This window comes from Microcystis sp. MC19, assembly GCF_003019735.1.
Lineage (GTDB): Bacteria > Cyanobacteriota > Cyanobacteriia > Cyanobacteriales > Microcystaceae > Microcystis.
This window is the reverse complement of sequence record NZ_CP020664.1, coordinates 444,512-469,140: the sequence shown is the minus strand read 5'-3', so window position 1 is coordinate 469,140 and position 24,629 is coordinate 444,512. Positions and strand designations below refer to the sequence as shown.

23 protein-coding genes are annotated in these 24,629 nt (G+C 41.4%); 17 read left to right on the top strand and 6 right to left on the bottom strand.

What is annotated here, in order from left to right; all coding sequences use genetic code 11:
• The 5 genes from B5D77_RS02435 to B5D77_RS02410 all read left to right on the top strand — a co-directional run bounded on the left by B5D77_RS02435 (position 1) and on the right by B5D77_RS02410 (position 4,913).
• Positions 1 to 948: a glycosyltransferase family 2 protein gene (locus tag B5D77_RS02435; protein ID WP_106908211.1), complete on the top strand. Its 948-nt coding sequence runs from the start codon at positions 1 to 3 to the stop codon at positions 946 to 948.
• A 44-nt stretch (positions 949 to 992) separates the two neighbouring features.
• The gene (locus B5D77_RS02430) at positions 993 to 2,039 is read left to right on the top strand and encodes a glycosyltransferase family 4 protein (RefSeq protein WP_106908210.1); all 1,047 of its coding nucleotides are present in this window, start codon (positions 993 to 995) and stop codon (positions 2,037 to 2,039) included.
• 49 nt (positions 2,040 to 2,088) lie between these two features.
• Positions 2,089 to 2,760, top strand: a complete 672-nt coding sequence (locus B5D77_RS02425) for a class I SAM-dependent methyltransferase (protein WP_106908209.1) — start codon at positions 2,089 to 2,091, stop codon at positions 2,758 to 2,760.
• A gap of 372 nt (positions 2,761 to 3,132) precedes the next feature.
• A complete protein-coding gene (locus tag B5D77_RS02415; protein WP_106908208.1) occupies positions 3,133 to 3,912 on the top strand; it encodes a glycosyltransferase in 780 nt (259 codons plus the stop codon).
• Between the two features lie 20 nt (positions 3,913 to 3,932).
• A complete protein-coding gene (locus B5D77_RS02410; protein WP_106908207.1) occupies positions 3,933 to 4,913 on the top strand; it encodes an NAD-dependent epimerase/dehydratase family protein in 981 nt (326 codons plus the stop codon).
• A 23-nt stretch (positions 4,914 to 4,936) separates the two neighbouring features.
• On the opposite strand, the gene B5D77_RS02405 is transcribed toward B5D77_RS02410, so the two are convergent.
• The gene (locus B5D77_RS02405; RefSeq protein WP_106908206.1) at positions 4,937 to 7,645 is read right to left on the bottom strand and encodes a bifunctional acetate--CoA ligase family protein/GNAT family N-acetyltransferase; all 2,709 of its coding nucleotides are present in this window, start codon (positions 7,643 to 7,645) and stop codon (positions 4,937 to 4,939) included.
• Positions 7,646 to 7,894: 249 nt separating this feature from the next.
• Here B5D77_RS02405 and gcvH point away from each other — a divergent pair, with 249 nt between their 5' ends.
• The 12 genes from gcvH to B5D77_RS26855 all read left to right on the top strand — a co-directional run bounded on the left by gcvH (position 7,895) and on the right by B5D77_RS26855 (position 17,331).
• The gene (gene gcvH, locus B5D77_RS02400; RefSeq protein ID WP_008201043.1) at positions 7,895 to 8,290 is read left to right on the top strand and encodes a glycine cleavage system protein GcvH; all 396 of its coding nucleotides are present in this window, start codon (positions 7,895 to 7,897) and stop codon (positions 8,288 to 8,290) included.
• 159 nt (positions 8,291 to 8,449) lie between these two features.
• Positions 8,450 to 9,622 (top strand): molybdopterin-synthase adenylyltransferase MoeB, encoded by a 1,173-nt coding sequence (moeB, locus tag B5D77_RS02395; RefSeq protein ID WP_039899941.1) that lies wholly within the window; start codon positions 8,450 to 8,452, stop codon positions 9,620 to 9,622.
• A 1,081-nt stretch (positions 9,623 to 10,703) separates the two neighbouring features.
• A complete protein-coding gene (locus B5D77_RS02390; RefSeq protein WP_106908205.1) occupies positions 10,704 to 11,291 on the top strand; it encodes a hypothetical protein in 588 nt (195 codons plus the stop codon).
• 72 nt (positions 11,292 to 11,363) lie between these two features.
• On the top strand, positions 11,364 to 14,117 hold the full coding sequence (locus B5D77_RS02385) for a DNA methyltransferase (protein ID WP_106908204.1): 2,754 nt from the start codon (positions 11,364 to 11,366) through the stop codon (positions 14,115 to 14,117).
• Positions 14,118 to 14,269: 152 nt separating this feature from the next.
• On the top strand, positions 14,270 to 14,530 hold the full coding sequence (locus B5D77_RS02380) for a hypothetical protein (RefSeq protein WP_012266190.1): 261 nt from the start codon (positions 14,270 to 14,272) through the stop codon (positions 14,528 to 14,530).
• A gap of 87 nt (positions 14,531 to 14,617) precedes the next feature.
• Entirely contained in the window at positions 14,618 to 14,992 is a 375-nt protein-coding gene (locus B5D77_RS02375) for a DUF433 domain-containing protein (RefSeq protein ID WP_002758892.1), read from the top strand.
• Positions 14,989 to 15,381, top strand: a complete 393-nt coding sequence (locus B5D77_RS02370) for a DUF5615 family PIN-like protein (RefSeq protein ID WP_008201055.1) — start codon at positions 14,989 to 14,991, stop codon at positions 15,379 to 15,381. Before B5D77_RS02375 ends, B5D77_RS02370 begins: the two co-directional genes overlap by 4 nt.
• Before the next feature lie 94 nt (positions 15,382 to 15,475).
• Positions 15,476 to 15,709 carry a hypothetical protein gene (locus B5D77_RS02365; protein ID WP_106908203.1) on the top strand — a complete coding sequence of 78 codons (234 nt, stop codon included), beginning with the start codon at positions 15,476 to 15,478 and terminating at the stop codon, positions 15,707 to 15,709.
• Positions 15,709 to 15,969, top strand: coding sequence for a type II toxin-antitoxin system VapC family toxin (locus tag B5D77_RS26860; RefSeq protein ID WP_008201058.1), 261 nt, complete (start codon positions 15,709 to 15,711; stop codon positions 15,967 to 15,969). Before B5D77_RS02365 ends, B5D77_RS26860 begins: the two co-directional genes overlap by 1 nt.
• Positions 15,970 to 16,309: 340 nt before the next feature.
• Entirely contained in the window at positions 16,310 to 16,738 is a 429-nt protein-coding gene (locus B5D77_RS02355; RefSeq protein ID WP_008201060.1) for a hypothetical protein, read from the top strand.
• Between the two features lie 20 nt (positions 16,739 to 16,758).
• Positions 16,759 to 17,136 carry a DUF5615 family PIN-like protein gene (locus B5D77_RS02350; RefSeq protein WP_008201061.1) on the top strand — a complete coding sequence of 126 codons (378 nt, stop codon included), beginning with the start codon at positions 16,759 to 16,761 and terminating at the stop codon, positions 17,134 to 17,136.
• Positions 17,137 to 17,187: 51 nt separating this feature from the next.
• A complete protein-coding gene (locus tag B5D77_RS26855; RefSeq protein ID WP_306344854.1) occupies positions 17,188 to 17,331 on the top strand; it encodes an element excision factor XisH family protein in 144 nt (47 codons plus the stop codon).
• A gap of 892 nt (positions 17,332 to 18,223) precedes the next feature.
• Here the strand turns inward: B5D77_RS26855 and B5D77_RS02330 are convergent.
• The 5 genes from B5D77_RS02330 to B5D77_RS02310 form a co-directional block, all read right to left on the bottom strand.
• Entirely contained in the window at positions 18,224 to 19,498 is a 1,275-nt protein-coding gene (locus B5D77_RS02330) for an ABC transporter substrate-binding protein (protein WP_008201064.1), read from the bottom strand.
• Between the two features lie 440 nt (positions 19,499 to 19,938).
• Positions 19,939 to 21,177, bottom strand: coding sequence for a carboxyl-terminal processing protease CtpA (ctpA, locus tag B5D77_RS02325; RefSeq protein ID WP_008201068.1), 1,239 nt, complete (start codon positions 21,175 to 21,177; stop codon positions 19,939 to 19,941).
• Positions 21,178 to 21,443: 266 nt separating this feature from the next.
• A complete protein-coding gene (fba, locus tag B5D77_RS02320) occupies positions 21,444 to 22,523 on the bottom strand; it encodes a class II fructose-bisphosphate aldolase (RefSeq protein WP_002744497.1) in 1,080 nt (359 codons plus the stop codon).
• 132 nt (positions 22,524 to 22,655) lie between these two features.
• Positions 22,656 to 23,783: an aldo/keto reductase gene (locus tag B5D77_RS02315; RefSeq protein ID WP_106908202.1), complete on the bottom strand. Its 1,128-nt coding sequence runs from the start codon at positions 23,781 to 23,783 to the stop codon at positions 22,656 to 22,658.
• A gap of 261 nt (positions 23,784 to 24,044) precedes the next feature.
• The gene (locus B5D77_RS02310) at positions 24,045 to 24,545 is read right to left on the bottom strand and encodes a bifunctional nuclease family protein (RefSeq protein WP_008201073.1); all 501 of its coding nucleotides are present in this window, start codon (positions 24,543 to 24,545) and stop codon (positions 24,045 to 24,047) included.
• Positions 24,546 to 24,629: the final 84 nt, after the last annotated feature.

The window sequence follows — 24,629 nt, the reverse complement described above, 5'->3', positions numbered from 1 at the left end:
ATGAAAATAATTAATCTTAATCATAACTTTTCCACGACTCGCAAGCTCACTTCTGATCCCCTACAATATCCAATATTATCTCCCCCAAATCCAGAACGTAAGGGAGAAGGAGGCTTGAGAACAAAGGGATATTTCAAGCACTCCTACGGGGAGACAAGTGAGTTATCGGAAAAAATTACATTTCCTTTGGTTACTATTATAACGGTAGTTTTTAATGGAGAAAAGCACTTAGAGCAGACAATTCAGAGTATCATTAGCCAGACTTATGATAACGTGGAATATATCATCATAGACGGAGGTTCCACGGACGGTACAGTTGATATTATACGCAAGTATGAGGAAGTAATTGATTATTGGGTAAGCGAACCAGATGCAGGAATTTCTGACGCTATGAATAAAGGGATAAGTTTGGCGACAGGAATTCTAATTAATCACTTACATGCAGGGGATAAATTTGCTGCTGACACAACCCTGTCGTCAGTGGTTTCATCTTATAATTCAGAAGGCTGGCGATGGTGTTTCGGTAATCAACTATTGAGAAGTCATACAGACGATACTATAGTGGGTTGCTTCTGTCCTCCTAAATTTAGTCAAAAACTACTTCACATAGTAAATACAATTCCCCATCCAACTGTTTTTTCTGAACGAGCTTTGATAGAAGAAGTAAATGGGTTTGACAATAATTATAAATGTGCTATGGATTACCATCTTTGGCTCAGGTTCACTCAATTATCAAAACCTAAACAATTTGATTATGCCACTGCTGAATTTTTACTGGGTGGTCGCTCCTCAGATATAAAATTAGCATTGCGGGAAGAATTTAGAGCTAGAAAGGAAGTTTTAAGGCTGTCAAAACTAGAATTATTACTCTCTTTTGCAGTAGTAATGATGAGGTATATTAAGCGACAACTGCGAATCACTACATTTGTCAAAAATAATCTGGCATAATGGCAGTGAAGACGGATAATGAAAGTTGGGAGTAAATACCATATATGAAAATCGCTTATATTATTCCTCGTCTCAAAGATAGTGGCTTAACGAGAATACCCTTGTGGCTGTCTAATAGTTTTTATCCTGAGCATGAGGTGAAGGTATTCTACTTCAGTGAAACTAATTCTCAAGAAAAATGTCTCAGCTTTAATGCTCCTGTTCAAAGAATAAGTTTCACCAGCTTTTATCAAGAATTAAAAGATTACGATATAGTCCACTCCCATGGATTAAAACCCGATTTGTACCTTGCCATTAATTACCATAAGATTAAAGGCATAAAGATTACAACCATTCATGGCTATCACGTCGATGAACTCAGATACGACAAAGGCTCTCTACTAGGTTATATATGGGGAAATTTATGGAACCTAGCCTGCCGAAAATTAGATTTGGCAGTTTGCATAAGTCAGACAATGGAAAGATACTATCAAGGACTTGGCTATAAAAATACTACTGTAATTTACAATGGAATAAAAAAAATGGATGACAGTAGAAAGACAATCAAAGGGAGTGATATAAAAACTGGAGATAAAATTGTAATAGGTACAGTTTCTATCCTAAATAAAAGAAAAGGAGTGGAGCAAATTATCCAAGTATTACAGAAAAATACCCTGTACGATCTGATAGCAATAGGGGGAACATCTCAAGACATTAATCGATTGCAAGTCTTGGCAGAAAAACTAGGAGTTGCCCAAAGATGTGTTTTTACAGGCTATCGAGAAAATCCCTGGGAAACCGCGATTAATATTGACGTTTTTGTTTTTCCATCTCGCTCGGAAGGATTTGGTTTAGCTCTAGTGGAAGCAGCTAATTTAGAAATTCCGATTATCTGTTCTGATATTCCGACATTTAGGGAAATCTTTCGAGAAAATGAAGTGACTTTTTTTCAGCTTGATGATATAGACGACTTGAACAACAAAATACTTATGTTAGATGAAATTAAAGACAAAGTTTCTCAGGCTAAGTTAAAAGCAGAAAAACTTTTTTCTTTGGAAAGTATGTGTTACAATTACTATCAGGAGTACAAAAATTTAATTGATGCTAATTAGCAACTATGAACTATAACCATACATGAAAATAAAAGGAGGCTCTATTTAGATGATTGGGATTTGTAATTTGTGCGGTTCTGTGGTGGTTCGGATACATCCAGGATATTTTGGTACTCGTTGTTTAAACTGTAGATCTACTAAAATTCATAGAGCAGTTGGTTTGACAATTGAATCTCTAAATTTTTCAACCAGTACCTCTGTTTATGAGTTGTCTTCTCGCGGAGCTTTCTATAAATTCTTAAAAGGTAAATTTAAGAATTTATACTTTTCTGAATACTTTGATGATGTACCTCTAGGGTTGATGAAGAACTCTGTTGTCTGTCAAGACGTTCAAAATCTTTTTCTCAATGACGAATCTTTTGATTTAGTGACTTCCACCGAAGTTTTTGAGCATGTTCCTGATGATAACAAGGGTTTTTCTGAAATTTACAGAGTCTTAAAAAAAGATGGATACTTTATCTTTACCGTGCCTTTATCGGATAACCCGAAGACAGTTGAAAGATGTTTCTTGCAGCCTGATGGGACTATCATACATAAACTTGAACCTGAGTATCATGGCGATCAGATCCGTGGACAGGGAAGAGTTCTTGCCTTCAGAAATTACGGATTGGATATAACTGAACGGTTAGAAAGTTGTGGTTTTCACGCTGAAATACGTCTAGTAAACTCGACGCGCAATGTAATTGAAGATCAGAAGGTTATCATAGCAAAAAAAATGTAGTTCTACGACTGTAACTAAAAAATCAACTGGAGATGAGAATAAAATGTTAATTTCCTGCAAATACAACTCTCTTTTTATCCGTAATCCCAAAGTAGCGTTGTCGTCTTTGGAGAAATCTCTGAGAAAAAATATCTTAAATAACTGGGAATATTTTAACTATATTTGAGACTTAACAAAAAGACTATGAGAAAATACTAGAATTGCTTAAGTTACCAGAAGTAAAATTACCAAGCGTCAATCAAAATCATCAACGTCAGCGAGACTATAGGAGTTATTATAACGAAGAAACTAAAAATATTATTAGTGAACATCTCAAGGAAGATATAGAATTGTTTGGATACTCTTTTTAGTAAAAAATATCTTTAGATACTTATGCAACTTAGCGCCTCCCTTGTCCTTTACAAAAATGACCCAGAGATAGTTACTCAAGCAATTAAATCTCTGTTCGGCACACCCATGGAAATTAATTTATCTGTAGTAGATAATTCTCCCACCGATGAACTAAAAAAAATCTTTGATGATTTTCAGGAATACGATATAGATTATTACTTCAATAATGGTAATAACGTTGGTTTTGGTCAAGGACATAACCTAGCTATTACTAGGGCTAAAAATTATGATTATCATTTAGTTATCAATCCAGATGTTTATTTTGATAATAATGTAATCACTGAACTTATTCACTACCTCGATAAACATCAAGAGGTGGGATTGATTACTCCAAAAATATCTTACCCTAATGGGGACATCCAATACCTTTGTAAGCGTCAACCCACAGTTTTGACCTTATTTATTAGACGTTTTATACCAAAAAAAATGCAATTTCTTTTCAAAAAGAGATTGGACTGGTATGAAATGAGAGATATTAGCTATAACCAGATAATAGAAGTACCGATTATTAGTGGCTGTTTTATGCTATTTAACAGAAAATATTTAGATGATATTGGCTACTTTGATAAAAATATGTTTATGTATTTTGAAGATTATGATTTGACCATGAGAATGTCTAAAAAATATAAAACCATACTTTATCCTCATGTCAATATTTATCATCATTGGGCAAGAGGAGCGCACAACTCTACTAAACTGGCAATAGTTTTTGCTCAATCGGCGGTGTATTTTTTTAATAAACATGGTTGGAAAATTTACTAAACTTAATTGAATAATTAATAATGAAAAACGTTTTAGTTACAGGTTCTAATGGCTTTATTGCCAGCCACTTACTGCCAACTTTGGCCCAACATAACTACCAGATAACAGCTGCAATTCGCCAGAAATTTGAGTTTCCCGCAGCCCTGTCAATTAAGACCGTTCAGGTGGGTGAAATTGATGATATGACCGATTGGCAAGAAGCATTGCTAGGCATTGATATAGTTATTCATCTAGCAGGACGCGCTCATATCCTTCATGAGACTATATCCAATCCAGAAGCAGCATTTATAAAAGTTAACACTAAGGGGACTATTAACCTAGTTAAGCAGTCGCTAAAAGCGGGAGTTAAGCACTTTATTTTTGTCAGTTCTATTCATGCTATGGCTGCCGAAAGTGATAATATTCTTAACGAAAATTCTCCCTGTCACCCCGATAGTCCCTATGGTCGTAGTAAACTACAAGCGGAACAAGCTTTAATTAACCTTGCCAAAGATAGTGACATGACTTGGACAATCCTTCGTCCTACTCTAGTTTACGGACTAGGCAATCGCGCTAATATGGAGCGCTTGATGAAACTAATTAAACGGGGATTACCTTTACCTTTTGGTGCGATAAAAAACCGTCGCAGTTTTGTCTTTGTGGGTAACTTAGTTGATGCCATTATTACCTGTTTAGATCATCCTAATGCGGTTAATCAAATCTTTTTAATTAGCGATAACCAAGCTGTTTCTACTCCCCAATTAATTCGACTCATTGCTCAACAAATTCAACAACCCTGTCGATTGCTGCCCGTCCCCACTACCCTACTTAGATTCTTAGGTTATCTGGGTGATAGGGTAGAATCTATAACAGGGAAAAATCTCCCTTTTAACACCTATAATATCGATCGCTTGCTTGGTTCTCTTGCCGTTGACTCTAGCCATATTCAAAAAACCCTGGATTGGCAACCTCCCTTTACTTTAGAGCAAGGATTAGCCCAAACAATTCAGCCAAAAAATTAGTGATCAGCTGATCAAAAAAGGCTTCATAATTCAAGTTCCGCTTTGACAAAATCGGCAGTTTTATAGAGAGAAAACCCCACTTTAGCGGCTATTATCTGCATAGCGCGGTTATCCCTTAAAATTTCCCCTTCGATTCCCTCTAATCCTTCCTTTTTGCCAATAGTGACCAAACGCTGTAGTAATTCAGTACCAATTCCTTGACCTTGATAGTCATCCCTAACTAATAGGTCAAATTCCGCCACATTAACGCCATGCAGTTTATTTAAGCGTCCTATAGCGATAATTTCTGGTTCTTCCGTCTGATCGTTATTAATCTCTACCACTAAGCTCATTACTCGATCGTAGTCGATAAAACAAATGCGCGTAAGACGATCATAAGCGGTTTGGCGATCGAGATTGACAAGGTGAAAATAACGATAATAAATGGTTTCTTCCGAGAGATAATGGTGAAATTGTCGCACTAAAGGCTCATCCGCTGCCCGAATCGGACGAATTAGCACTTTTAAGCCTCTTTTCGTCGTCCAAGGCCCTATATAATGTTCGGGATAGGGACGAATCGCCGGATGAGATAACTTTTCTGGGGGTGTAGTTCGAGGATGAAGAAGGATAGAAGCGGAAAGAGCGATTAATTGCTCTGAATCGGCAAAAAAGGGATTAATATCGATAGTTTTAATGCGAGGTTGTTCACTGACCAGGTGACTAAATTTAACGATTATTTGCTCTAAATTCGCTAAATTAAGCGATTTAAGCCCATTTGTCCCGTGAAAAGCCCGATAAATCTTGGTTTTTTCTAAAAGTCGGCGCGCGAGATTAGTATTTAAAGGAGGTAGAGCGGTGGCGTAATCTTGAAAAATATCGACTAAACGGCCACCAGTACCGAAAATTATCACCGGTCCGCACTGATCATCGTAATTAGAGCCGATAATTAACTCATATCCTCGATCGATTTCTAACATCGGTTGAATACTCACCCCGAGAAAATGCTCCCCACCCACTTGTGCGGTAATATTAGCTTCGATCGCCTGATATGCTTGTGCGACTGCCATGGGGGAAAAAAGCGGCAATTGTACCCCACCCACCGCGCTTTTATGGATAATCGTCTGGGAATGCAGTTTCATCACCACAGGATAACCGAGAGATTCAGCGAGATTAACTGCTTCTGCGGCACTTTCAGCAATTTTAGTGACAATAACAGGGATTCCATAAGCTTTGAGTATATCTAAAGACTCTGGCTCACTGAGAATTGTTCTATCCCCTGCTTGCTCGATAATCTGGCTAACTAAAACTCGATCGGAGCCATTTTCCTGAGAATTGGCTAAAATTGGCGTTTGATAAAGACCGCGCAGATTCTCTTCATATTTCCAGAGCAAATTAAACACCCGGGCCGCCGAATCGGGATAGCGATAGGTGGGGATACCCTGCTGATTTAATAACGCTACTCCCTCTGCAATGCCCTCTCCCCCCATCAAACTTGCTAAAATGGGTTTTTTGCTATTTTGAGCGATTGAGGCGATGCTACGGGCAATTGCTCGCAGATCGGTGTTAAAGCGGGGCGAGAGAATCATCAACACCGCGTCGGTATGTGCATCCGCTAAAGCGATCTCTAGGGCGCGAGCGTAGCTATCGGGATCGCTGCCGCGACGCAGATCGATGGGATTTTGGGGGACAATATCCGCGGGAACAAGAGGAGCTAGTTTTTCGATCGTTGCGGGGGTAAGGGTTGCCAGTTGTCCATCTTCCGCCAGTAAAGCCGAGGCCGCTAAAAGAGCGGGAGCAACACCATTGCTGATGATTGTCAAGCGTTTTCCCCGGGGAAATCGGGGAATTTTCGCTAAAACTTGCGTGATATTCAAGAGATCGGCCAGTCTTTGTACTTCCACAATGCCACAGCGAGCAAAGGCAGCGGAGAGAGTTAGCTGATCGCTGGTCAATTTGCCAGCATGGGAAAGAGAAGTGGGGTCAAAGTCGGTACTGTGGCGACTAATGGCGATAATTGGTTTATTTAGGGCAACTTCTCGGGCCGAGGACAGAAAAGAGCGGGCATTATTCAGGGATTCCAGGTAGATAACGATGCTTTTGGTTTGGGGATCGTCTCCCAAATAATAGAGTAATTCGCCCCAATCCACATCTAAAAGGACTCCGAGGGAGATAAAGTGACTAAAACCGACATTTTCGCTTAAACTCCAATCAAGCACGGCAGCCGCGATCGCGCCACTTTGACTAATCAGGGCAATTGAACCGGTTTTCGGCAGGATGGGGGAAAAGGTGGCGTTAAGATTTTGGCTGAGATTGCTGATTCCTGAGCTATGGGGACCGATGATGCGTAATTTTTGACCAGCGATCGCTTTAATTTCCCTGAGTAAATTTTCCCCCATCTGGCCGGTTTCCCGAAAACCCGTGGAGAGAATCAGGGCGCATTTAACCTGTTTTTCGACAGATTGGGCGATAATAGCGGGAATTTCGGGAGCGGGGGCGGTGATAATTACCAGATCGATCGCCGCTTGGATATCCTCTAAACTGTTATAGGTGGGAAGATCGAGCCAGTTTTCGGGGTGAGGATTAACTAGATAAAGGCGGTGCTGACCGGGATTATGATGGAGATTATTTAAAAGAGTGCGATCGAGTTGGGGATTTTGGCGATTAAATCCCACCACAGCGATGGTTTTTGGCTCAAAAAAGGCTCTTATAGTTTGATGTTCGCCACCGCGAGGATCTAAGATGGAATTTAACATAAGTAAGCTAGGAGGCATTTAAACTGGGTATTGTTAAGTGAGCTAAAAAAGCAGCTAACCCTTACTGTTCCAGTGTTCTGTGGCGTTCCCCGATCAATCTAAACCAATTCTAGCTGTTTAATCAGGGTTCGATCGGTGTAATTAATTTTGTCTAGGCAGCGATCGGCAATAAAACAGCCCTAGCCGATGAACATTTTCCCCAAGAAATCTAGTAAACTAACTGATGCTGTAAATATTTAGAGACAGACGATGGAACTGGAATATCCCGAGGATTTGAGATACCTAGAAACCCACGAATACGTCAGACTCGAAGGTGAAATCGCTACCTTGGGAATTAGTGCTTTTGCCGTCGATCAATTGGGTGATATCGTGTTTCTAGAATTGCCCGAATTGGGAGAGGCGCTGAAAGTGGGTAGTAGTTTCGGCACGATCGAATCGGTAAAAGCGGTAGAAGATCTTTATCCTCCCGTCTCGGGAACCGTAGTCGATCGCAATCAAGCGATGATTGACTCCCCCGAATTAATTGCCGATGATCCCCACGGGGAGGGTTGGTTATTAAAAGTGCGGGTAGAAAATCCCGATACTGCCTTGGCTGATACCCTCTCCGCTAGTGAATACCGCGCCCAAGTAGCAGGGGAAAGTTAACTAATATTAACAACAGGGAGCCAGACCCTCACACTATCATAGGCATAGAAAGAATTAAAAATCCAGGAAGCGATCGAGTCTTCCTGATTTTTGTCTCTAAATCGTGCTGAGACGAAATTCTTGCCCGAATCGAGTGAGGTTTCACTATTTACCCAATCTATGCTAAATCCTAATCTCGCAGCGATCGAACTTTCCCAAGAGGAGGTTCAACGCTACTCTCGACACATTATTCTGCCCGAAGTGGGCTTAGAAGGTCAAAAAAAACTAAAAGCCGCCAGTGTTCTCTGCATCGGCACCGGGGGACTCGGTTCCCCGCTTTTACTCTATCTAGCGGCGGCTGGCATCGGTAGAATCGGTATTGTTGACTTTGATATCGTCGATAGTTCCAATCTGCAACGTCAAATTATTCACGGCACTTCTTGGGTAGGTAAACCGAAAATTGTTTCCGCTAAGGACAGAATTCTAGAAATTAACCCCCATTGTCAGGTGGATTTGTACGAAACCCGCATAAGTTCCGAAAATGCCCTTGACATTTTAGCCCCCTATGATGTAGTCATCGACGGGACCGATAATTTCCCCACCCGTTATCTGACTAATGATGCTTGTGTTCTTCTCGACAAACCCAACGTCTATGGCTCAATTTTCCGCTTTGAAGGACAGGCAACCGTTTTTAACTACCAAGGCGGTCCCAACTACCGCGATCTCTATCCCGAACCGCCACCACCGGGGATGGTTCCCTCCTGTGCCGAAGGCGGCGTTTTAGGGGTTTTACCCGGAGTAATCGGCACAATTCAAGCCACAGAAGCCATTAAAATTATCCTCGGCGCTCCGGATACCCTCAGTGGTCGTTTACTGCTTTACAATGCTTGGGAAATGAAATTCCGCGAGTTAAAATTGCGTCCGAATCCCATCCGTCCCGTCATTGAAAAACTAATTGATTACGAACAATTCTGCGGTATCCCGCAAGCGAAAGCACAAGAAGCGGCAGAACAGCAAAAAATGACAGAAATGACCGTAGTAGAGTTAAAAGCACTACTTGACAGCAATGCCAATGATTACATTCTCATCGATGTGCGTAATCCCAACGAGTACCAAATCGCTAAGATTCCCAACTCGGTGTTAATTCCCCTACCCGATATCGAGAATGGTGCGGCAATTCCCAAAATTAAGGAATTAGTCAACGGTTATCGTCTTATCGCCCATTGTAAGATGGGGGGACGTTCCGCTAAAGCCCTCGCTATCCTCAAAGAGGCAGGTATCGAAGGAATTAACGTCAAAGGTGGCATCAGTGCCTGGAGTCGCGAAGTCGATTCCACCGTACCAGAATACTAATTTTAGCCCTTGGGTTTTGGGGTTTTGGGTTTTGGGGTATTAGTCAAATTCCCCCATCACCCCATTCCCCCATCTCCCCACTTCATAATTCATAATTCATAATTCATAATTTCTTCCCCCCATCTCCCCACTTCATAATTCATAATTCATAATTTCTTCCCCCCATCTCCCCACTTCATAATTCATAATTCATAATTCATAATTTCTTCCCCCCATCTCCCCACTTCATAATTCATAATTCATAATTTCTTCCCCCCATCTCCCCACTTCATAATTCATAATTCATAATTCATAATTTCTTCCCCCCATCTCCCCACTTCATAATTCATAATTCATAATTCATAATTTCTTCCCCCCATCTCCCCACTTCATAATTCATAATTCATAATTCATAATTTCTTCCCCCCATCTCCCCACTTCATAATTCATAATTCATAATTCATAATTTCTTCCCCCATCTCCCCACTTCATAATTCATAATTCATAATTCATAATTTCTTCCCCCCATCTCCCCACTTCATAATTCATAATTCATAATTCATAATTTCTTCCCCCCATCTCCCCACTTCATAATTCATAATTCATAATTCATAATTTCTTCCCCCCATCTCCCCACTTCATAATTCATAATTCATAATTCATAATTTCTTCCCCCCATCTCCCCACTTCATAATTCATAATTCATAATTCATAATTTCTTCCCCCCATCTCCCCACTTCATAATTCATAATTCATAATTCATAATTTCTTCCCCCCATCTCCCCACTTCATAATTCATAATTCATAATTCATAATTTCCTCCCCCCATCTCCCCACTTCATAATTCATAATTCCCTCTCCACTGTACCAGAATACTAATTTTAGCCCTTGGGTTTTGGGGTATTAGTCAAATTCCCCCATTTCCCCCATTCCCCCATTCCCCCATTCCCCCATTCCCCCATTCCCCCATTCCCCCATTCCCCCATTCCCCCATTCCCCCATTCCCCCATTCCCCCATTCCCCCATTCCCCTGTTTCCTGTTCCCCGTGAATCTGTTAAGATCGTGGCGGGTTAGCCTTAAAATCTTCGGTGTGAGCAAACAATGAAAAACTATATTAAACAAATTGCTAGTTGGAGCGCGATCGCTACTATTTCCCTTGGCTTAGTAGAAATGAACCGAGCAGCGATCGCATTTGGCAACAATAATCAATTCAGTGCCTGTATCAGTCAGATTGTCGGCACGGGAGTGAGTCCCCAAGATGCTGCCACCGCTTGTTCAGAAGCATTAATTCCTAAAGAATTATCCCGGTGTGTGGTGATGATTAAATCCAAAACCCCGATCGATGGTAATCTGGCTCTGCAAGCTTGTTTTCAAGTGCGTCGTCCCATCGACCTAGGTCACTGTGTGGTCGATATCCATCGCGCTGCCCCCTTATTTGCCACTAATTCCCTCAAACAAACGGAAACAGAAACAGCAAAGGAACCCGATAAATTAGGGATTTCTCAACAGGTTTTGGATTCCTGTCGTCAAAGTTTATTACCCGGTCGCTTTTCTGAGTGCGTTATCGCTGTCAGTCGTGGTGTGGACAAAAATAACCCGTCCCAAGCTTTACAAACCTGTTTAAGTGCCGAGGATTTCCCCAGGGATCTATTCCCCAGTTATCCCCAAAATCAAGACCAGAAGCCTTAATCAAGATTATTTCCACGAATGTGCTAGAATCCCTACCCAGACTCATAGGGGGGTAGGGAAGGAATTAAAACTATGCCTTTAAGTTGGAATGAAATAAAAAATCGCGCCATCGCTTTTCAAAAAGAGTGGGAAGGAGAGACTTCAGAAAAAGCAGAATCTCAATCTTTTTGGAATGAGTTTTTTCATGTCTTTGGCATTTCACGGCGTAGGGTAGCCAGTTTTGAGCAACCGATAAAAAAAGCCGATAATAAACAGGGTTTTATTGATTTACTCTGGAAAGGAACGATTTTAGTTGAGCATAAATCGAAGGGGAAAGATTTAGAAAAAGCCACACAACAGGCTAAGGATTATTTTCCCAATTTAAAGGAACATGAGTTACCGCGTTATATTTTAGTCTCGGATTTTCAACGGTTTAAATTATATGATTTAGATTCGGGCAATCAATGGGAATTTGAATTAAGTAATTTTGTTGATAATGTTCATTTATTTGATTTTATTGCTGGTTACGAAAAGCGAGTTTATAAAGACGAAGATCCCGTCAATATTCAAGCTGCCGAGTTAATGGGAAAACTTCATGATTGCCTCAAAGAAATTGGTTATATGGGGCATGATTTGGAAGTTTATCTAGTGCGTTTATTATTTTGTTTATTTGCCGATGATACGGGTATTTTTAATAAGGGTATTTTCTGGGAATATATTGACCTACATACCAAAGAAGATGGCAGTGATTTGGCGATGCACATTGATGCTATTTTTCAGGTTCTGAATACACCAGAAGAAAAAAGATTAAAAAATCTCGATGAGAATTTCACTCAATTTCCCTACATAAATGGCAAGTTATTTGAGGAGTCTTTACCTTTAGCAGCTTTTGATAGCAAGATGAGAGTCATGTTATTAGAAGCTTGTGCTTTTGATTGGGGAAAAATTTCCCCTGCTATTTTTGGCTCTATGTTTCAAGCGGTAATGAATCCAAAAGAGCGACGCAATTTAGGGGCGCATTATACCTCCGAGAAAAATATTCAAAAGGTTATTAAACCATTATTTTTAGATGATTTATCAAGAGAATTTGAGAAGGTTAAAGGCAATCGCAATAAATTACTAGAATTTCAGAAAAAGATTGCTAATTTATATTTTCTCGATCCTGCCTGTGGTTGCGGCAACTTTTTAATTATTACCTATCGGGAGTTACGCGATTTAGAGATTTTGGTGTTACAGGAGTTAGATAAAACGGGGCAGTTAGTAACAGATATTAGTACCATTATTCAGGTAGATGTCAATCAGTTTGCAGGTATTGAATACGATGAGTTTGCGGTGAGAGTAGCAGAAGTGGCGATGTGGTTAATTGATCATCAGATGAATATTAAAGTTAGTAATACTTTTGGTCAGTATTTTGTGCGTTTACCATTAAAGAAAGCGGCAAAGATTGTTCATGGGAATGCCTTGCGGATTGATTGGGAGGAAGTTATATCAAAAGAGAAGCTCAATTTTATTTTAGGAAATCCTCCTTTTGTTGGTGCGATGATTATGAACGAACAGCAAAGGAATGATATGGCTTATGTTTTCGACGGTGAGAAAGGAATAGGCGTTTTAGATTATGTGTGTGCATGGTATATCAAGGCTGCTCAAATAATTCAGGGCAATAGAATCAGGGTTGCTTTTGTTTCCACAAATTCTATATCTCAAGGTGAGCAAGTTGCCTTACTTTGGAATATTCTTTTTCAGAAATATCAGTTAAAAATTCATTTTGCCCATCGTACTTTTAAATGGATTAATGAAGCAAAAGGAAATGCGGCAGTTCATTGTATAATTATTGGTTTTGCAAGTTTTAATATAACAAATAAGATTCTATTTGATTATGAAGATATTCAAGGTGAATCATTAGTTATTCAGTCTAATAATATTAATCCCTATTTAGTTGATGGAAGTGACATCATTATTTCTAATCGAAGTTTTCCTTTATCTAATGTTCCATTAATGCGTTTTGGTAGTATGCCAAGAGATGGTGGTAATTTTATTTTTACAGAACTGGAAAAAGAAGAATTTTTAAAATTAGAGCCGAAGGCAGAAAAATGGATTAAACCTTATACAGGAGCGCAAGAATTTATTAATGGTTATAGTCGCTATTGTCTATGGTTAGTTGATATTTCTCCCAGGGAATTAAAGACATTACCAGAAGTCATCAAAAGAGTAGATAGGGTTAAAAATTTTAGATTAAAAAGTAAAGCCGCTTCTACTCGTAAATTTGCGGCGACACCTACTCTATTCTGTCAAATAGCACAACCCGACACGAATTATTTACTTGTTCCCCGTGTCTCATCTGAAAGAAGAAAATATATTCCGATAGGTTTTATGAATAAAAATGTGATTGGTAATGATCAAGTTTTATTAATTCCTAATGCCAATCTATATTTATTTGGTATCTTAACTTCAGAAATGCACATGGCATGGGTTAAATATGTGTGTGGCAGATTAAAAAGTGATTATCGTTATTCAAAAGATATTGTTTATAATAATTTTCCCTTTCCAGAAAATATCACCGACAAACAAAAACAAACCGTTGAAACTTGCGCTCAAGCTGTGCTAGATACTAGGGTAAAATATCCTGATAGTAGCCTTGCGGATTTATACGATCCTTTAACCATGCCTCCCGACTTGCTCAAAGCTCACCAAAAACTTGACAAAGCCGTTGATTTGTGTTATCGTCCCCAACCTTTCACCAGTGAATTAAACCGTATTGAATACCTCTTTGAACTCTATGAAAAATTAACCGCTCCCCTACTCCCTACCAGCAAACAAAAACCCCCGAAAAGAAAAAATCCTCAATAACCGAAAATGCTTGCTTGTATGCCTTTCGCTTGTGCCAAAGCTTTGCCTTGACAGACAATATTTAAGGAGCTGCCTTAAACTATTCTTCAGGTAGAACCTGGGAACGAGATGATGAGATAATCGTTATTAGGGTTTTATACAATTCCAAGGATATGACAAAGCTATTAGAAGAGGCGATCGCTCAAGTCAAACAACTCCCCGAATCAGAGCAAAATAAGATTGCCGCAATGCTCATCAAGCAACTTGAATCCAGATCCCCAGAGTATGATTTTTGGGACGAGTTTGACCAAATCTTAGAAGAGTGCCAGATGAATACAGGAATTTCCGATCTGTCCTATCAGCACGATCATTACATTCACGGGCTACCCAAGCGATACAGTGAACAGTTAACAGTGAACAGTAGAAAAAACTGATTGATATAGTGCTATTCAGAGTAATTAGGTAAGCTGTTCAGCATTCAAATAACGTACAATAGAATGAAATTCTAGAAGGTTATGAGTATGGTTCTAGTATCCAACGGGCAATCAGCCATTATTCGTACAGAGCGTGGATTGACAATCGCCGGTACGCGAATTACCCTTTATGATGTTATGGATTACCTAAAGGCTCAGTATCCCCCCAAGCTGATTCGTGAAAAACTTGGTCTTAATGATAGACAGATTGATTCAGCCCTAGCATACATTGAGACCCATTGTACTGAGGTTGAAGCCGAGTATCAAGAATGCTTGCAGACAGCGACAGAAATTCGTCAATACTGGGAAGAGCGAAATCGTGAGCGATTTGCCAAGATTGCGGCGATGCCCCCTAAGCCTGGTCAAGAAACCATTCGTGCGAAGCTTCAAGAGTGGAAAGCACGCATTGAATCTCAATCATGAACTTCCTGATTGACGACAACTTAACGGGCGATGTTGTTTTATTCTGGGGAACCCTCTCAGCAGAAGGATGGCTTGATCTTTTGCCCATCCGCTTCTTCACCTTTCAGGATGTTGGATTGCCGATGGATAGTAGTGATCGGGTTGTTTGGCAATTTGCTCAAAACACTCAGATGATTTTAATTACAGCAAATCGAAATATGAAAGGAATTGATTCGCTGGAACAAACCATACGTGAAGAAAATACACCCGCTTCCCTGCCAATTCTGACAATTGGAAACCCTGATCGCTTTGATGAAAGTAGCTATCGGCAAAGATGTGCTACCCGCTTGATTGAGATTTTATTTGATCTAGAAAACTATATGGGAGTCGGTCGAATTTTCATCCCATAAGACTGTTGTTGAAAAGTATGCTTCAGGTAGAACCTGGTAACGATAACGAGATGATGAGATAATCGTTATTAGGGTTTTATACAATTCCAAAGATATGACAAAGCTATTAGAAGAGGCGATCGCTCAAGTCAAACAACTCCCCGAATCAGAGCAAAATAAGATTGCCGCAATGCTCATCAAGCAACTTGAATCCAGATCCCCAGAGTATGATTTTTGGGACGAGTTTGACCAAATCTTAGAAGAGTGCCAGATGAATACAGGAATTTCCGATCTGTCCTATCAGCACGATCATTACATTCACGGACTACCCAAGCGAGAAGTGGAATAGTGACAAAGGTTTTTGTTGATACGGCAGCCTGGATTGCCTTAATTAATGTTGATGATGTTTTTCATGAACAAGCCAAGCGTGTTAAGGCGAATCTTCAACAACAGAAATGTCAGCTTATAACAACAGATTTTGTTTTATTGGAAGTGGCTGATGCTCTGCTTTCGCCGAAAATTCGCTCTCAAACAATTAGATTTATTAATCACCTCAACAATCTAATTGGTTTACAGATTATACCGCTCAATAAATCTCTTTTCGATTAGGGTTGGAAACTTTATAGTCAGCGTCTTGATAAAGATTGGGGGCTAACTGATTGTATTAGCTTTGTCATTATGCAGCAAGAAGTAATTACATTAGCCTTTACATCAGATCGGCATTTTGAACAAGCAGGGTTCACTCGACTGCTAAATCCTTCATACAGTGAACAGTTATCAGTGGAAAAAACTGATATGGCGCTATTGAGAGGAATGATCTAAATTGAAGTTGAATTTTCTAATTCTAATGAAGTATTGGGAAATATAGAATGACCTCCTCTTCCTCTTGTGCCAATTGGCATATAATATCTCTAAATCGATGATTTAAAATTTAAGGTTGAAAAAATTTATGTCCCAAGTTATCAGTACCCGACTCCCCGATCGCACAGCGGAACGACTTAAACAGTTGGCCCGCCGATTAGGAAAAACCCCTAGTGAAACCAGCGCAATTTTAATTGAGGAATCCCTCAGAGAAAGCGAGTTCCCCTATATTGAATTTCGCCAGTCTCCTTTGGGGCGACAACCCTACCTCAAAAACTCCAGTTTGGCTCTCTGGGAAGTAATTCAAATTGCTCAAAGCTACGCGCTAGATGAACAAAAAACGGCGGCACATTTTCATCGACCCCTCGAATGGGTCCGCTCTGCTTTGCTCTATGCTGAAGCTTATCAGTCAGAAGTTCAAAAGGCGATCACCGAGGCTCAAGCCCTCAATGAAACGACACTCAAACGGCTCTTACCCCAATTAGAAACAATTACGGTTTATCCTGATTCCCTGTGAGTGAGTGGGGAATAGCTAAAATGCTATCTTTTTTATTAGATGAACATATTTCTCCGACGGTTGCCGAACAAATTAGTCTTAAACGTCCAGAAATCCTGATTTTTCCTTTAATCACTTGGCAAGAAGGTCGATATTTGGCTGATTCGGATGAAATCGTTTTAAAAGCCGCAACCGAAGCCCAGTTAACCCTAGTAACATACGACCAGAACACTATTCCCCCGCTTTTGTGCGAATGGGGAGAAGCTCAAAAAAGTCATAGTGGCGTTATTTTTATCGATTATCAGTCCATTCCTCCTAGCAATTTTGGTCTTTTAATTCGTTCACTTTTAGCTTTATGGGATCTACAAGGCAAACAGGATTGGACAAACCGACTTGTTTATTTAAAGCCAAAAATTTGATTCATTTAACAAGTATCTTATAAAATTACAAAGATATGACAAAAATCTGAAATAATTTTATATTTAGCAATTCATCAACAAGCTTTTGCCGATATTTTTGAAGATCCTATTGGTCAAGTTTTATTAGATAACAAACGATTCAAATTATTAGTTTTTGACAAAATTGAGGAGGTTATTTTAAGATGGATAGTTTAGAAAAAATGAGACAAATTATTATTGAATCTCTCCGTTATTATGCAAACTTGCGCTATGCTACCGGTGAGGTAAACCGACTCCTAATTAGGGTTTGCTGAATATTACTGGAAGCCTCGCTAGAAAACGGTTTAGGGACTTTTTTAGTCAAATAGGTACTTTTTTAGTCAAAAAAGTGCAAGAGACAAACGTTGAGAAACCGATCCGAGGGACTCAAAACCCCTGCACTTTCGCTCTTCGATCTCGAAGGGGTCTGCTTCCAGACGTGCGAGGTGATTCTGTTATTCTGACTTCCCCTCCCGACGACCGGCTCCTGACTGGAAAATAGAGGCTGAAATAACGCAAATTCGTCAATCAGAATATTTTCATGTTTGGCGGTGCCAAGTTTGGCATCAGGACTTACTCCTTACTCCTAACCCAATGTTCGACAAAGATAAGCAAAAATTATTGATTAATGCCAAAAACTTGAGAATATTTAAATTAACATTCCGCAATATTTACAAATTCTTAAAAATTAATTGAGAAATATTTTTATTTAACAACGATGTTACAATGGTTACAGCGATTTTACTGAATTTCATGATGGGTTTTTCTGTGCTTTTTTGGACAGCAACGCTTGAAACCCTTACCACAGCTAGAAGGTAATCCTAATTAAGACAGGTAAATGAGTCAATTTCACCCACAACGATGATCTTTTTTTTGTGTAGTTTTGTTGCAAAAAAAAAGTTTTTTTGACAAAAAGCACAAAGTATGAATGATGAATTATGAAGTGGGGTAGTGAAGTAGTGGGGAAGTGGAGCATTTGGCTGAAATTTCCCTAAACCCCTAAACCCCTAAATCCCTATCACCCTATCCCCTACCTCCTGCCTTCTGCCTCCTGATCACTGATTACTGATTACTGATTAGGTGTCACCTTATCAATAACCTTGAGAGTCCCGTCATCCTTAACAGTCCAGACATCGTAACTACCGACCACATCGCCATTTTCATCGATATCCACATTACCACTGGCCCCCTGATAGTTAATATCTTCGCCTTTGCGAATCATTTCTAGGGCTTGACAAGCATCGGTTACTTCCGTCCCCGGACCATTAGCCACCTCACGAATCTTGCTTTGAATCCCTTCACCGGTGTTAGATTTAGCCGCCTCGGCCGCTAACATCAATAAAATCGCCGCGTCCCAAGTATGGGGAACAAAAGCAGTGACATCCTTGCCGGTTTTTTCTTTCCAGAGAGTAGTAAAAGCGCTTAAAGCTTGACCGTCGGCCCCGGGGACAGTGCCTAGGGCGCCGGCAATAATTGACTTACCATCGGTTCCTTTCCCCACCTGTTTGGTGAAATCTTCCGAATAAACCCCATCGGTGAGGAGGACGGTAACTCCTTTGGTCAATCCCTGTTTGTAGGCCGCTTGTAGTAATAAACTACCCGTTTCAGCGTAAAGGACTGCCGCTACAGCATCCGGTTGGTTAGCGAAGGCAGCCGCCGCTTCACTATCGAGAGTGGCAGCTTTCGGGTCATAACGGACAGGATTTTGCTTATTAGTGATAGTGCCGCCTAATTTATCGAAAGCACCGACGAATTCCCGTTCAAATCCGACTCCGTAATCGTTATTGATCACGACGGTGGCCACATTTTGAAAACCCTTTTTCTTAGCTAGGACCGCTAAAGCTTGAGCTTGGTAGGTGTCCGGGGGAGCCGTCCGCGCCCAAAAACCTTGAAAATCGCCTTTTTTCGCCCTGTCAGTAAATACGGGACTGGTGCTACCCGGAGAGACTAACATAACTTTATTTCTCACCGCCACATCGACGGCTGCTCCCGAGACGCTACTGGCAAAGGAACCGATCACACCAGCTACTTTATCCACCTCCGCTAGTTTCGTCATCGCCGAAGCACCGGCAGCGGGATCGGTTTGGTCATCTTCTTTCACCAGGGTGACGGGTTTGCCATTGACTCCACCACAGGCATTGATAGTCTCTACCGCTAGGGCGGCTGCTTCGGGCATATTTTGACCAATAGCGGCTAAATCTCCAGTAATGGGCAGTAAAGCCCCTAATTTTAAACCTTGATCACTGTTATCTGGGGTTTGGGCATTATTACAAGCGGTTAAAAAATTAGCTAAGAGGCTGATGCTCAGGGTTAGGGCTAGGGGCGATCGAATACATCTCTGCATGGCGGTAAAATCAAGGATGAGTCAAGGTTGGAAGGCTGAAAAGCCCGGACTGGGAAAATTCTAATCGATGTTAGCATTCTCTTCAAATCAAACAGGTTTCCATCTTAATTTAGATATTGACGGAAAAAACGGCTAATTTGTTCGATTTATGCCCTAGGAATTATGAATTATGAATTATGAATTATGAATTATGGTTCTTCGGTTTGTCTTATGCAACGTATAGGGTTATAAGGGATGAAACTCTTATAGAGAAAGACATTTGGCGATTTTTGTTAATTGTTTTCGATCTAGAGCGAACTAATCAATTAAATCTCTTGCCAGATAAGAATTTAGTCGATTTATGCCACCCGATCGAACCAGACCAAGTAACGAAGAACCCTGAAAACTCGCATCTGATAACTGGTAACTGATAACTGGTAACTGATGGCTGAAAACCCCACTTAGGAAGCCTTGGCTAAAACGGTGTTCTGGTTTAAAAACTGAATCGCGGTTTGGTATTGACTATCTTTTTCGGTGCCGATTTCCTCATAGGTGATTGGTTCCTGTGCCACCACTTGATCTGGCATAATTCCCAACTTATGAATATCATGATGGCCGGGAGTTTCATATTTAGCCACGGTAATCGCTAATCCTGCCCCATCGGGTAACTCGAATAGGGACTGAATTAATCCCTTACCAAAAGTCTTTTCTCCCACTAAAACCCCTCGTTGATTGTCCTGTAATGCTCCAGCTAAAATCTCGCTGGCGCTGGCGGTTCCCTGATTGACTAAAACGACTAAAGGCGAGTCGGTTAAAGCATTGCCAGCAGCGGCAAAACTATCGGCAATTCCCTCACGATTAACTGTATAAACAATCGTTCCCTGATTAATCCACATCCGAGCGATTTCTATACCCGCTTGCAGTAAACCACCAGGGTTATTTCTTAGATCCAAAATATAACCCTTGGCTCCTTGTTTTTGTAGGTTCGTCACTGCTTCCGAGACTTCTTTAGCAGCGTTAGCACTAAATTGATTTAAGCGCACATAACCGATGGGCAAGGAACTAGAATTTTTATCTAAAACCGCTACCACTGGACTTAAAGAAATGCGTTGACGGGTTAAAGATAGGGTTTTTGGTTGACTTTTTTGATAGGGAAGAATCACTAAGGAAACTTCTGTTCCGGGGGTGCCGCGCATTTTGGCCGCCGCCGCATCGAGGGTTAAAGTAGTGGTATCGATGCCATCAATAAACAAAATGCGATCGTGGCTAGTCAAACCAGCGGCCTCGGCAGGAGAACCGGCAAGAGGGGCAACCACTTCTAAGTAACCATTGTCGGGATTGATATTAATTTGCAGTCCTACCCCCGATAATTCCCCCGTGGTGCTAATTTGTAGGTTATGGTATTGATCCGGTCGCAGGAGACGGGTAAAGGGTTCATCGAGAGTGGCTAACATCTGTTCGATCGCATTATAGGCCGCCGTCCGATCGTTGAGGGGTTTTTTGATGAATTGTTCCCGCACCTGCCACCAGTTTTGATGATTAAAGGTGTCATCATAATAGGATTGGTTGACTAATCGCCAAGATTGCAGTAGTAATTTTTGTTCTTCGCTAAAGGCGGCTGCTGTGGGTGTCCATGCCATCCAAGTCAGACAAAACCAAAATCCCACCAATAATCCCGCCCACAACGATTTTTTTCTCATCTTGCTTCTCTTATAAATCCAGTGCTGATCTGCTGATTATTTTCAGTATAGTCTTTTCTCTGAAATCGATTCGGCTCTCCCAGGTTTGGTGGATAAAATGTATTCTAAGATACAGTCTTCTGGGCGAATTAGTGGAACGAACCACAGAGACACAGAGGACAGAGAGATCGATCGTTCTTATATAAAAAAGAGGGTAGTTAACCATAACTACCCCAAAAAATTCTACTAGATCGGTGCCATTAAGCGATCGCTTAATTGTTCAGCTACTAGACAGCCACAACTTTTTTGCTGACTTGGGTTAATTGCCCTTTAGCATATTTGGCTGCGTAGTCATCGAGGGACATTTGTTTGATTTTGCTGGCGTTACCGGCGGTACCAAATTGTTGATAGCGATCAGCACAAACTTTCTGCATATACGTGATCGAGGGTTTCAGGAAGAAACGGGGATCAAACTCTTTCGGGTTGCTGAATAGTGCTTCACGAACTGCGGCGGTAATTGCTAAACGGCAATCGGTGTCGATATTGATTTTCCGCACACCACTCTTGATGCCTTTTTGGATTTCTTCCACGGGAACACCGTAGGTTTCAGGGATAGCGCCACCGAATTGGTTGATTAATTCGAGGAGATCTTCGGGAACCGAGGAAGAACCGTGCATGACCAAGTGAGTATTGGGTAAGCGGTTATGAATTTCTTCAATGCGGCTAATAGCGAGAATTTCGCCGGTGGGTTTCCGGGTAAATTTGTAAGCGCCGTGGCTAGTACCAATGGCTACTGCTAAAGCATCTACTTGGGTTCTTTCGACGAAATCCACCGCTTCATCGGGATCGGTTAACAGCATCGAGTGATCTAATTCTCCCTCAAAACCGTGGCCATCTTCCGCTTCTCCTTTACCGGTTTCTAAGGAACCTAAACAACCGAGTTCTCCTTCCACACTAGCACCGATCGAGTGAGCAACTTTTACTACTTCAGCAGTAACGTTAACGTTGTACTCGTAGGTGGCGGGAGTTTTAGCATCCGCTTCTAAGGAACCATCCATCATGACGCTGGTGAAACCGTTACGGATCGCCGAGTAGCAGGTGGCGGGTTCATTACCGTGATCTTGGTGCATCACGATGGGGATATGAGGATAGGTTTCCACCGCGGCGGTGATCAGGTGACGCAGGAAGTTTTCCCCTGCATATTTGCGCGCACCGCGAGAAGCTTGTAGGATAACGGGGCTGTCGGTGGCTGCCGCCGCTTGCATGATCGCTTGGATCTGCTCCATATTATTTACGTTAAAAGCGGGGATGCCATATCCGTTCTCAGCCGCGTGATCCAACAATAACCGCATGGGGACGAGTGCCATATCCTTTACTCCTTAATCTATTTCTTGTTTTTTGTCTCTTTAAATTCAAGAAAGTTAATTCTCTTACCTGTTAATCTTAAGATAGTTTTTACACTTTGACGATCCCCAAAAAAAATTTTTCTAGGTTTCGTCCTAAGATGACCACAATCTCCGTTGCGCTGGTCCCTTAAGTAGTTCGTGTGTATCAAATAGCAGCCGGGGAATCGGCAATTTTTCCGGGCAGCGAGGTAAACAATCGCCGCATTCAGTACAATTATTCGCTTTGCGTCCGGGGAACCAATGACCGGCATTTTCCAGCATTCGATAGCGATACTGGCCAAAATCGGTCATTTCGTAAGCTACTGCCAGATTCCGTAGTCTCAATACTTCGGGGATATTAATATTTTCAGGACAGGGTAAACATTGATAACATTGGCTACATAAATCTGTAGCCAATTTATCGGTTAAATGTGCTTCTAAACGCTTAAAAACGGCAATTTCTGCCGCATCTAGGGGCTGATCTCCTTCACATACGTTAATAATTGCCTCTAATTCCTCCGGGATCGCTGCCCCGAAGCTGAGGGTAGTAATGCGAGGATCGCTCGATAAAAAGCGATAATTTAGCTCTAGGGGTGAAAAAGGGGCGCATAATTCCTCTAGCTTCTTAGGAGGTCTGTGGAGACCACCTCCCTTATCAGCAGGGGAAATAATAAACACACCCATGTCCTTTGCCTGGGCTAAAGCGATCGCAGGTTGCTGTCTTTGCCAAAAAAAATAGTAATGGATATTGACAAAAGCAAAGAAATCTGTATTGATCGTCTCCAGAATAATTTCTAGGGGTGCATGGGTAGAAAAGCCAATATGAGCGATTTTTCCAGCTTCTTGGGCCAGAAAAACGGCTTTCATGCAGCCTTGCGGGTCTTTAATCCAGTTTAAATGCTCGCGGGTGTTAATACCGTGAATTGCTAGACAATCGAGGTAATTTAATTGTAATCGTTCTAGGGATTCGCCGATCGCTTTTTCCATAGTCTGGCGATCAGCAGTGGGGACCAATTTCGTGGTCAGATAAACCCGCTCCCGCACCCCTTGACGCTGCAGGTAGCGACCGAGAAAAACTTCACTATTACCGTAGCCTCTGGCCGTTTCTAGGTGATTAATCCCCAATTCTAGGGCGCGATCGATTGTTGCGGTAAACACCGACTCTGAGGACAAACAGCGCATTGTCCCCAGGGAAAACAGCGAAAATTGCCAATTAGTACGGCCAAATCGTCGATAACGCATTGATTCAGTTATCAGTTATCAGTTACCAGTTATCAGTTAGAAGGTATTGGGGAAATGGGGAAATGGGGTGATGGGGAAGTGGGGTGATGGGGAAGTGGGGTGATGGGGAAGTGGGGTCATGGGGAAATGGGGTGATGGGGAAATGGGGTGATGGGGAAGTGGGGTGATGGGGAGAATAAATAAAAATAATCTCCTGTCTCCTGTCTCCTGAATCCTGTCTCCTGAATCCTGTCTCCTATCTCCCTCCTATCTCCTGAATTTTCACTGCTCACTAAAATCACCGCGACGTTGGATCAGGTCTGAGGGGCTAAGATTGGAGACGAAATTGCGAAAAGCTTGACGTTCCTCTTCATCCGCATCACGATCAACAGGAATAGAAGCGGAAGCGATCACTTCTTCCATTACCCAGATGGGACTGTTGGTACGCAGGGCAATAGCGATCGCATCACTGGGACGACAATCGATTTCTTTTTTGACTTCGCCGCGCTGGAGACAGAGAACAGCATAAAAAGTATTATCTTGGAGAGAATGGATGATAATCTTTTCTAAATCCATGTCCCAAGCTTTAAAAATATTAGCGATCAAATCGTGGGTGAGAGGACGAGGGGGTTTTTGTTGTTCGAGGACGGTGATAATGGCCTTAGCCTGATCTTGTCCGATGTAGATAGGTAGGGCGCGACGCTCGGAACCATCCTTCAGCAGTACAATGGGACTGCGAGTGATAGCGTCTAGGGCAATTCCAGCGACTTTCATTTCGATCATGACTAATGGCTTCTCCAAGATAGAGATTCAGCTAGGGAAGGAGTGGGAAAGCAACCTGAGTAATATAGTGCTTAGTTACACTCA